The organism is Candidatus Cloacimonas sp., assembly GCA_035403355.1.
Taxonomy (GTDB): domain Bacteria; phylum Cloacimonadota; class Cloacimonadia; order Cloacimonadales; family Cloacimonadaceae; genus Cloacimonas.
Genome location: DAONFA010000028.1, coordinates 20652 through 30377, shown reverse-complemented (window position 1 = coordinate 30377; position 9726 = coordinate 20652). Strand labels below are relative to the sequence as shown.

Annotated in this window: 8 protein-coding genes; 4 read left to right on the top strand and 4 right to left on the bottom strand. The window is 39.5% G+C overall.

Translation table 11 applies throughout. The features are described 5' to 3' along the window. The first annotated feature begins 300 nt into the window (after positions 1-300). Both PLE33_07405 and udk read left to right on the top strand, forming a co-directional pair. Complete coding sequence (locus PLE33_07405; GenBank protein ID HPS61076.1) at positions 301-1470, top strand: hypothetical protein; 1170 nt, start codon at positions 301-303, stop codon at positions 1468-1470. Then, the gene (gene udk, locus PLE33_07400) at positions 1454-2104 is read left to right on the top strand and encodes a uridine kinase (protein ID HPS61075.1); all 651 of its coding nucleotides are present in this window, start codon (positions 1454-1456) and stop codon (positions 2102-2104) included. The genes PLE33_07405 and udk overlap by 17 nt, the downstream gene beginning before the upstream one ends. Before the next feature lie 523 nt (positions 2105-2627). Here the strand turns inward: udk and uvrB are convergent. After that, a complete protein-coding gene (gene uvrB, locus PLE33_07395) occupies positions 2628-4631 on the bottom strand; it encodes an excinuclease ABC subunit UvrB (GenBank protein ID HPS61074.1) in 2004 nt (667 codons plus the stop codon). Positions 4632-4756: 125 nt separating this feature from the next. On the opposite strand from uvrB, the gene PLE33_07390 reads away from it, so the two are divergent. Beyond that, on the top strand, positions 4757-5080 hold the full coding sequence (locus tag PLE33_07390; protein HPS61073.1) for a hypothetical protein: 324 nt from the start codon (positions 4757-4759) through the stop codon (positions 5078-5080). After that, complete coding sequence (locus PLE33_07385) at positions 5077-5502, top strand: nucleoside-diphosphate kinase (protein ID HPS61072.1); 426 nt, start codon at positions 5077-5079, stop codon at positions 5500-5502. The genes PLE33_07390 and PLE33_07385 overlap by 4 nt, the downstream gene beginning before the upstream one ends. 44 nt (positions 5503-5546) lie before the next feature. On the opposite strand, the gene PLE33_07380 is transcribed toward PLE33_07385, so the two are convergent. From PLE33_07380 to PLE33_07370, 3 genes are read right to left on the bottom strand one after another with little or no spacing between them, the layout of a single operon-like run. Continuing rightward, on the bottom strand, positions 5547-6290 hold the full coding sequence (locus PLE33_07380; GenBank protein ID HPS61071.1) for a histidinol-phosphatase HisJ family protein: 744 nt from the start codon (positions 6288-6290) through the stop codon (positions 5547-5549). Next, positions 6287-7099 carry an acyl-CoA dehydratase activase gene (locus PLE33_07375; GenBank protein HPS61070.1) on the bottom strand — a complete coding sequence of 271 codons (813 nt, stop codon included), beginning with the start codon at positions 7097-7099 and terminating at the stop codon, positions 6287-6289. Before PLE33_07375 ends, PLE33_07380 begins: the two co-directional genes overlap by 4 nt. Beyond that, positions 7057-9702 carry a pitrilysin family protein gene (locus PLE33_07370; GenBank protein ID HPS61069.1) on the bottom strand — a complete coding sequence of 882 codons (2646 nt, stop codon included), beginning with the start codon at positions 9700-9702 and terminating at the stop codon, positions 7057-7059. The genes PLE33_07375 and PLE33_07370 overlap by 43 nt, the downstream gene beginning before the upstream one ends. Positions 9703-9726 lie beyond the last annotated feature (24 nt).

The window sequence follows — 9726 nt, the reverse complement described above, 5'->3', positions numbered from 1 at the left end:
CCGGCGCTCGCTGTAGCGCCGAATAAAAACGGCGGAACGGCGTCCGCCGGTACAAGGCAAGTTCCGGTTACACAAGTCATCCCATACCTATTAGATCCTCTAAATCCTTTAATCCTGTCCATCCCAGAGCTATTAAATCCTCTAAATCCTTAAATCCTTAAATCCTTGTTTCTAAAATCCTTATCCTGAAATCCTCGTTTCTAAAATCCTATCTGCGTGAAAAAAAATAATCAGCTATGCACAGGGCTTGACAGAGTTAGCAGTATCAAAAATAGTGAACTCAAGAAGGAATGAATAATTATGTTAACCAAAAAGGTATTATTTATTGATGAGCCCTTTGCCAGAGAAGATGGAATCAGAGCTGAGCGTTCGCGTTTTTTATGGAATGTTGTATCCCAAAATTTTGATGCTGACCTCCTACTGTTAAAAAGCTCCGTTTATTTGGAAAAACCGGTTTCTGCGCATACGGGTTATGACAGATTATATTCTTTAAGTTTGAAAGCGGGGACTAAACTTGAACCGGAAGGGTATCATCTAATAGGGAAAAGTCAGAAAGAGCGTTTTATTAGTATTCTGGATAGCAAACGCTATGAAGTAATCTTTTTTGCAGGGTTTTCTTGTCTGCCTTTAGTGCATTTAGCAAAGAAGGTTTTACCGGATTGTAAATTAATTATAGATATTGAAAGGATTTGGTTGCCCGAATTAAAGGAAAAGTGGACTTTAAATAGACGACTGCAAAATGCCGATAATTTCTGGCAATACATCAAGCAAACTGCCTGGGATAAGTATCTGATGAAAAAGGGGATATTTTGTTTGTATGCTAATCCTGGTGAAGCGAATGATTTATATGGGCTCTATCATTTTAAGCAAAATAATTCTCACTTTGTTCCATTACCGATAACTGCTATGCCGGAACCCGATAAACCGGAAAGTAACAGGAAATTTATCCTTTTCTGGGGTGCTCCTGAAAACAAAGATAACTTAACTGCAGCGAAAAACATTATCTCTGAGATTTATCCTCGCATTTCCCAAAAGATGGTAGAAAAGGAAATAAGTATTATTCTGTGTGGGGGAGATGAGCTTCAAGACCTTTGCAGCGGAAGGATAACTTATGCTTCCTATAATAACAGAGAGCAATTACTGCAGCAGGCATTATTTGTGCTTTTACCTCTAAATAAACCGGATACGGAAAGCAGGATTTTAACTTGTGCTCAATATCGCAAAACCCTCGTTTGCACTTTATCGGCAATAAAGGATTTTCCTCTGCCGGAAGATAGCTATCTTGCAGCAGATGACTTTAGCATCTTATCCGATAAAATAACAGACCTTTTCCGCAGTGCTAATAGATTGAATGAATATGCAACTAAATTAAGTGCTTTCTGTTTTGCTAATTTTACGCAGGAGAAAGTGGAAAATGGGTTATTAGCAAAAATAAACAGCTGGATTGAAAACAATGCCCCAAACCAATAATGTGCGTTTAATTCTTATTGGAGGTGGAACCTGTTCCGGTAAGACCACAATTGCCAAAGCAATCGGATTACGGTTAAATGACTTAAAAACCGTTATCGTGGCTCAGGATAACTATTATAAAGACCTTAGTCATCTTTCTCCTGAAATGCGAGCAAAAGTAAATTTTGACCATCCGGATGCTATTGATGTTCCCTATTTGGTTTCTGACCTGAAACTTATGCTGGAAGGTAAAGCAGTGGATATTCCGGATTATGATTTTGCCACGCATTGCCGCAAAGAAGGTAAAACCTGTGTTGCTTTTGCAGATGTAATTATTCTGGAAGGTATCTTTGGGCTGTATTATCCTGAATTATTAGCTCTTTCCGACCTCAAGATTTATGTGGATACAGATTCGGATTTGCGTTTAGCCAGGCGTTTGCAAAGAGATATTGTAGAACGCGGAAGAGATGTGGAAAGCGTTTTGGAACAATATGTAAGCACAGTTAAACCCTCCCACGAGGCATTTATTGAGCCCACCAAGAAAAATGCCGATATCATTATCCCCGGAGACAGAGAATTTGATAAGGTTCTCTATATGCTGAATGGATATTTGCTGTATGAGTTTATTGCAGAGAGCAGAGGGCAGAGGGCTTAGGGCTGAGGGCAAAGAGCTGAGGGCAAATAGCAAAGAGCGGAGAGCGGAGAGCGGAGAGAAAAAAATAGGTATGGGATGAACAGGATTATAGGGATTTTTGGGATTTAATAGGTCTGGGATGAACAGGATTATAGGGATTTATGGGATTTAATAGGTATGGGATGAACAGGATTAAATGGATTTTAGGGATTTATAAACTTGAATATGCTTCTATAAATGATATGAATAGCCAGGTTTTCCTTTCACCCTTCACCTTTCACCGTTCACCCTCAATTCTCCATTCTCCATTCTCAATTAAATCTCTCTTTTCTCTTTTTCTCTTTGTTCAAAATCCTCTTTTTCTCTTTTTCTCTTTGTAAAAAATATATTTCGTTCTCACTCTCTCTTTCCATCTCGCCATCTCACTATCTCGCCATCTCGCTAAATTCATTCTCAATTTCTCTCTTTTTCTCTTTGTAAAAAATCTTTCGGGGTATTCGGTGTTTTCGGTGGCTAAAAATAACTATCTCGCCAACTCGCTTTTTCACTGGTTTTGCTGCAGTTCCCAAATGCGGTCTCTTATTTCCGCTGCTCGTTCAAAATCCAGATTCGTAGCAGCTTTATTCATTTCTTTGGTCAGAAGTTCAATTATTTTATCTTTATTATCCAGTTCCAGATATTCCATAAAGTCCTTAGCGGAGGGTTTTTCAATGGCTGTCTGTTTGCCAATTTTATCATAGCCCTCGGCGATGGCAGTGGATTGCATAATCTGGTCAATTGTTTTAAAGATGGTCTGAGGAGTAATTCCGTGGGTTTCATTATAAGCAAGTTGTTTAGCGCGGCGTCTATTGGTTTCTTGAACTGTTTGTTTGATGGCGTCGGTAATTTCATCAGCATAGAAAATCACTTTACCGTCAACATTTCTGGCTGCCCGTCCCGAGATTTGAATTAAGGAACGGGTAGAACGCAAAAAACCGGTTTTATCGGCATCTAAAATAGCCACCAGAGAGACCTCCGGCAGGTCTAAACCTTCTCTTAAAAGATTAATTCCCACAATCACATCAAATTCACCTAAGCGGAAGTCCCTGATTATCTTAGCGCGTTCAATGCTGTCTATGTCACTATGCATATAGCGAGCTTTGATTCCAGCATTATTCAAATAGATGCTGAGGTCTTCACTCATTCTTTTGGTTAAAGTCATAACCAGTATCTTTTGTTTTTTAGTAATGCGTTCTCTGATTTGAGTAATGAGGTCATCTACCTGATGTTTAATGGGCTTAATTTCAATTTCCGGGTCAAGTAAACCGGTTGGACGAATAACCTGTTCCACAATTTCGCCATTAGTTAAGCCCAATTCATAATCCGCAGGAGTAGCAGAAACAAAGATTACAGAATGCATATACTTCTCAAATTCTTCAAAGCGCAAAGGACGGTTATCAAAAGCTGAAGGCAGACGGAAGCCATATTCCACCAGGTTTTTTTTGCGGGTATAGTCACCTCCGAACATTCCATGCACTTGCGGGATGGTTACATGGGATTCATCAATAACAAACAGAAAATCCTCGGGAAAATAATCCAGTAAACAGTTTGGTGGCTCTCCTGGCTTAGCTCCTGTTAAGTGCCTGGTATAATTTTCAATACCACTGCAGTAACCCAGTTCGCGTAACATTTCCAAGTCAAAAGCAGTGCGTTGTTTCAAGCGTTCTGCTTCCAGATATTTTTGATTTTGTAAAAACCAGGCAACGCGTTCATTCATTTCCTGTTCAATACTGATGAGGGCTTTACGCAATTTCTCTTCATTCATTAAAAAATGAATTGCGGGGTAAACATCGTATTGTTCTACTTCCCCTAAACTTTGACAGGAAATAGGATGCAGCTTTTCCAAACGCACAATCTCATCCCCGAAAAATTCTACGCGTAAGCAGTGTTCCAGATAGGCAGGAAAAATATCTACTACATCACCTCTAACCCTGAAGGCACCTCGCTCAAAGGCAATATCATTTCTACTGTAATGAGCGGTAACCAATTGCCGGATCAAATCCTCTCTATCCATCTTCAACCCTCTTTTCAGGGAAATTAGCGCTTCGCGATATTCTTCCGGAACGCCAAGACCATAAATACAGGATACGGAAGAAACAATAATAACATCTCTTCGCTCCATTAAACTCATTGTAGCTCGCAAACGAAGTTTCTCTATCTGTTCGTTTATACTGCTATCTTTTTCAATATAAATATCTTTACCCGGAATGTAAGCTTCGGGCTGATAGTAATCATAATAGCTGATAAAGTATTCCACAGCATTATCTGGAAAAAGTTGTTTCAATTCACCATAAAGCTGAGCAGCAAGGGTTTTATTATGTGATAAAACAAGGGTAGGACGATTCAAGCGTTCAATTACATTAGCTATTGTAAAGGTCTTTCCGCTACCTGTAACTCCTAAGAGAACCTGGTGCTTTTTGCCTTCTGCAATTCCTTTAATCAGGGTTTCTATAGCTTCGGGCTGATCACCTGAAGGAGTATAATCACTTACAAGTTTGAAGCGTTGCATTTTTTTAAGTTCCTTTATGGGCAATAAATTCTTCTTGACAGAGCAGGGCTTGATTTCTTCATTGTTTTACAAGGATTTTGAATCCTGTGTTTTGTCCAGAATTATTTAACTTGGGAGATAAAGAAATGCTAAATCATGAGGACTTACAGATTAACTATGAAAACCTACTAAAGTTGGGCTATGTAGTTGTGGATATCCGTTACAAGGAATACGATGTTTGCCCGGATACCCCTAAACTGGTTATCGCCAGAGTGGATTCCGACCGGGACGATTTTTACCAGGATATGCTGAAACTTTATACCGGAATTGAAGTTAAACCCAACGATATGTACGAGATTTGGACTGATATCCTGAAACACAAAATTAAAATGAGTATGGTTCTAAATCGTGATATCGCTATCAAAGTTGCAGCTTTGGACTACATAGAAACCGTTTATACGGCAAAATGAAGGAAAAGTCACTTCTGCTGATTAAGCCAGATGCAGTTCGCAATAAGCATATAGGGCATATTATTACTATTCTGGAAGAAAATGATTTTCATTTTTGTGCTCTAAAGCTTTTTCGCTTTGACAGGGAACTGGCAGAAAACTTTTATGCAGAACACCAGGGAAAGGATTTCTATGAGAACTTGCTGAACTTTATGATGTCCGACTTCACAGTGGCAATTATTGTCCAGAAAGAAAACGCTGTTCAGCAGTTACGAGATTTAATCGGAGATGTAAACCCTGCTATAAGAAAACCGGGAACTATTCGCTATCTTTATGCTGAAGGAATTACTACAAATGCAGTCCATGCCTCCGATTCAGTTATTAGCGCCAAAAGAGAGATAGGAATAATTTTTAAAACAGAGGACACCGAAAGAAAAGATTGAGAGGGCAGAGAGCGGAGAGCAGAGGGCGGAGGGATTTGTGATAATTATTGCAGATAGCGATAAGAGGTGCAGAATTTTTGGGGAATAGTATCACGATAGAGGTCAAAATGCTCAATTTGATGTGCATCGCTACCTAAAGAAAAAAGTTTTCCTCCTAAGTTAAGATACATTTCTAATAGAGGAAGTTCCGGAATAAAAGAAGGATAACCCCGACGCAGGGGACTATAATTGATTTCCAAAGCAATCCCACGCTGAATCATAGTTTGGAAAATATCGTGGAGCAATGAATAATGAATAGTTTCATCGGGAATATGATTATAGCAGCGTTTATAAACTCCCAAATGAGCTAATACATCTATATCGCAAGAAGATACTAACGCTAAATTCTGCAGATAGTAATCTTTTACTTGCTCTTCGGAAAGAGGTTTTGGCAGGGGAATTGCAACATTGGTATTATCGCTTAGAAAGTGCACTGACCCCAGAATTAGATCAAAAGCAAAGTTTTCTACCAATGCTGAGGCATAGTTCTTAACTCTTTGATAATCACCTACTTCAATACCGATAAGGACATTTATTTCTGATGTCCTACTCTTTAACTCTTTAATTCTTTTATAATAACGATTTAAAGAGGGGACACCGTAAGTCCGCATTTCCAAAGGGAGCAAATCCAGGTGTTCGGTTATGGCAATTTCATCATATTTTAATTGGATAGCTCTTTTGAGCAAATCTATTGCTTTAAGTGAACTATCGTAACTATCTTCTGTATGAAGGTGATAATCAAATTTCATTTGGCTAAAATAGCAGCACCCAAGGCAGCAGTGATTTCCGGGTCTGGAGGCGTAAGTAATTCAAATCCTAAAACATCGGCTAAGCAATGAACCATATCTTTGTTTAGAGCCACGCCACCTGTAAAAACTAAGGGAGGCTCCCAACAAACGACTGACATTTGTGCTAAAATGCGTTTGGCAATGCTCCGATGCACGGAACGAGCAATTTCTGCAGGAGCAATTGAAGAAGAAAGTAAGCCAATTATTTCCGATTCGGCAAAAACGACGCAAGTGGAATTAAGTTCTATAACTTTAGAAGATTGCGAAGCTAATAGTGATAGTTCGGAAACATCACAGCCCAAGCGCATAGCTGTCATTTCCAGAAAGCGTCCTGTTCCTGCAGCGCATTTATCGTTCATCACAAAATCGGCAACTTTTCCGCTATCCGTTAAGGTGATAATTTTGGAATCCTGACCTCCGATATCAATAATGGTTTTAATCTGAGGAAAATAGTATTTACAGCCGGCAGGATGACAGCTTATTTCGGAAATGACTGAAGTTGCCTCAGGATAGAGTTTGCGTCCGTAACCTGTTACTCCGATAGCAGATATACTATCAGCGGTAATTCCGGTGGCGGAAAAACCTTCTGCTATAAGATGGTTAACTCCCTCCAAAATGGATAGTTCAGTGCTGTGACAAGCGCTGTATTCAATTTTCTCTGCACTATCGTTATAGATAACGATTTTTGTGTTCCGGGAACCGATGTCTATACCAAGTTTCAGCATAATTACAAGAGCAAATAAGTATATTGATTTTCCGGCAGCAGCCATTTGAGGGCAATTTGTCGGATTATTTCTTTATCCACTTTGCGGATACGATCTTCCCGCGAGAGATAATATTCGGGTTCAAAACCGCAAGCTGCCAGATTGGATAGGGTGGAGGCAGTGTAAGAAACACTTTCATTTTCAAAGCGGTTCATTCCAATAAGATATTGTTTGGCGTTTTCCAGTTCATCTTCATCCACACCTCTATCTACAAGAGAATTAAGGATTTCCTGCATTAAGGCAAGGCAATTGCGATAATCGCTTTTATCACAAAAGGCATAAGCATTCCAAAAACCAAGTTCGTTCAAGGAATGAAAATCAAAACCGGTTTGATAGGCATAGCCGTATTTTTCCCGCAGAACATCAAAAAAACGGGATGAAATGTCCCCACCCAAAATCTGAGCTAAAACATAGAAGGCAGTATTTTCTTCACGGTTGTTTGCCGGAGAGGCAAAACCACCGGTGTAAATGATTGCCTGGTCGGTTTTACGCCAGGTCTTTTTAAAATGAACCTCTTCAGGCGAAAATAACGGATGAGGAATAAGTGCTTGTTTTTCGGTTTGAGCGATGCCCAAGGTTTGTTCACAAAGCTCTAATACTTCTTCCGGCTGATAATTGCCGACAATAGCCAAACAGAAATCCCTGCCGATATTCCAGTTATTATACCATTGCTGTAAGTCCTTAATATGCAGGGCACGAATTTGGCCAGGAGTTCCGGAACTGCGAAACAGATTACTTTGTTTTCCCACAAGCATTTTATACCAGTTCAGGTAAGCATAATTAACGGGATAATCTTGATCCCGCCGAATTTCATCTAAGGCGGCAGAAGTTAAAAGCGAGAAATAATTCCTGTCAAAACGAGGCAGATAAATTATTTCCGCCAGCATAGATAATGCCTTATCCAGATTTTCTTTTTGGCATTTTCCTTTGAAAGTGGTAGTATCCAAATGATGGATGAGGCGAATATTAAATCCATTTTCCCGGGAATATTGTTGCAGCTCCTGATGACTGTGTTTTTGAGTTTGATATAGCAACAGCGAAGTGCAAAAGAAATTAGCACCTATTTCGGAAGGTGTTTCACAAATCTGGCTGATAGAACTGGAAAGCGAAAAACCGCTGATGTTTTTGTTTTTCAATTGCTTGAAGAGCACCGTCATACCATTGGAAAGGGTCATCGTATAAAGGTCTTCAGCGATTGGAATTATTTTCCCTGGTTTTGCACCTGCAGCTTCTTTCAGGGGAATAAAATCAAGTTTTAGAGATGGCTCATCCGCCAAAGCAGCTATGGATGAAGAATAATTTATTTGCTGAGGGATAGTTATTAGAGAATTTGCTTCCTGCATCAAGTTTAGATTTTGAACAGGACTTTGATAGTAAACTGCCATCCCGGCTGGAAGCCAGTATTTATGAATTGCATCCATCACGGCACTTAAAGTTGTAGAATCAATTTCCTCACCGTAACTTTGCAACCGCGTAAGGTCTCCTGCCATTCTTTCCGTAGCTATCAAGCCAGCGAGGTCTTCCATTCCTTCAAAACTGAACAGCCAGCTATGGATAATATCTTTTTTAATCAGCTCCATTTCGTTTGCAGGAATGCCATTTTTCAGCAGAGAGGATAGCTCTTCTTTAAATATATGTACAATATCAGGCAGATATTTATCGGATAAAGGGGTGAAAGATATAATTGAAGCACCGGAAAGAAGTCCGCAAAGCGAGCTTACTTTTACACTGGAACAGATTTTTTCTTCTTCCACCAGGCGTTTGTAAAGACGGGACGACTTGCCGATTGCCAAATAGCGGATAGCAATTAAAAGAGCATTGGCAAAAGGATGTTTATCACATAATTCCGGAAGAGCGATGGCAAGGGTTTTTTCATTTATCTCTTTCTGCTTCCAAAAATAGCGTAAACCATTTATTTCGGGTTCAATTTCTGTGGGCTGTGGAATTGGCTTATTACCTTGTTTCCAGGGTGCAAAATATTTATCCAGATAACCGTTTAATTCCTCATCACAACAATCACCGCAGATAACGAGAAAGGAATTTTCAGGGAGATATCGCTGCCGATAAAATCTGCTCAGAGCAGCAAAATCTGCCTGTGAAACACTATCGGGATTGCCTAAAATCTGATACTTAAGCGGGCTTTTTTGATAATAAGTGCTTTGAATATAATCTAAAAAATCGGTTTCGGGATCATTCTGATACTGCTTTATTTCTTCCAGAATAATATCCTTTTCCGTTTCCACATCTTCTTTGCTGAAAGTGCTTTTAAACGCAAGCTCAGCAAGAATATGCAAGCCCTCTTTAAGCTTTTCGGAAGGTAGCATCAGATAGTAACAAGTGCAATCAAAATCGGTAAAAGCATTCAGCATTCCACCCAAACCTGAAGCATAACGGGAGATACCATTAGAGGGAAAATCCAAAGTTGATTTAAAGCTTAAATGCTCAATAAAATGCGAATAGCCACGCTGATTTTTATTTTCCTGAACTGAACCGGTACGAATGTATAATTGCAAGCAAAGCACAGCATTGGAGCTATCCTGCACAGAAATAACTTCCAAGCCGTTAGTCAAAATTTTACTTACGGGCTGAGGTAAAGTGAACGCTCTCAAAGTATTTTACTAACCTTAGATAGA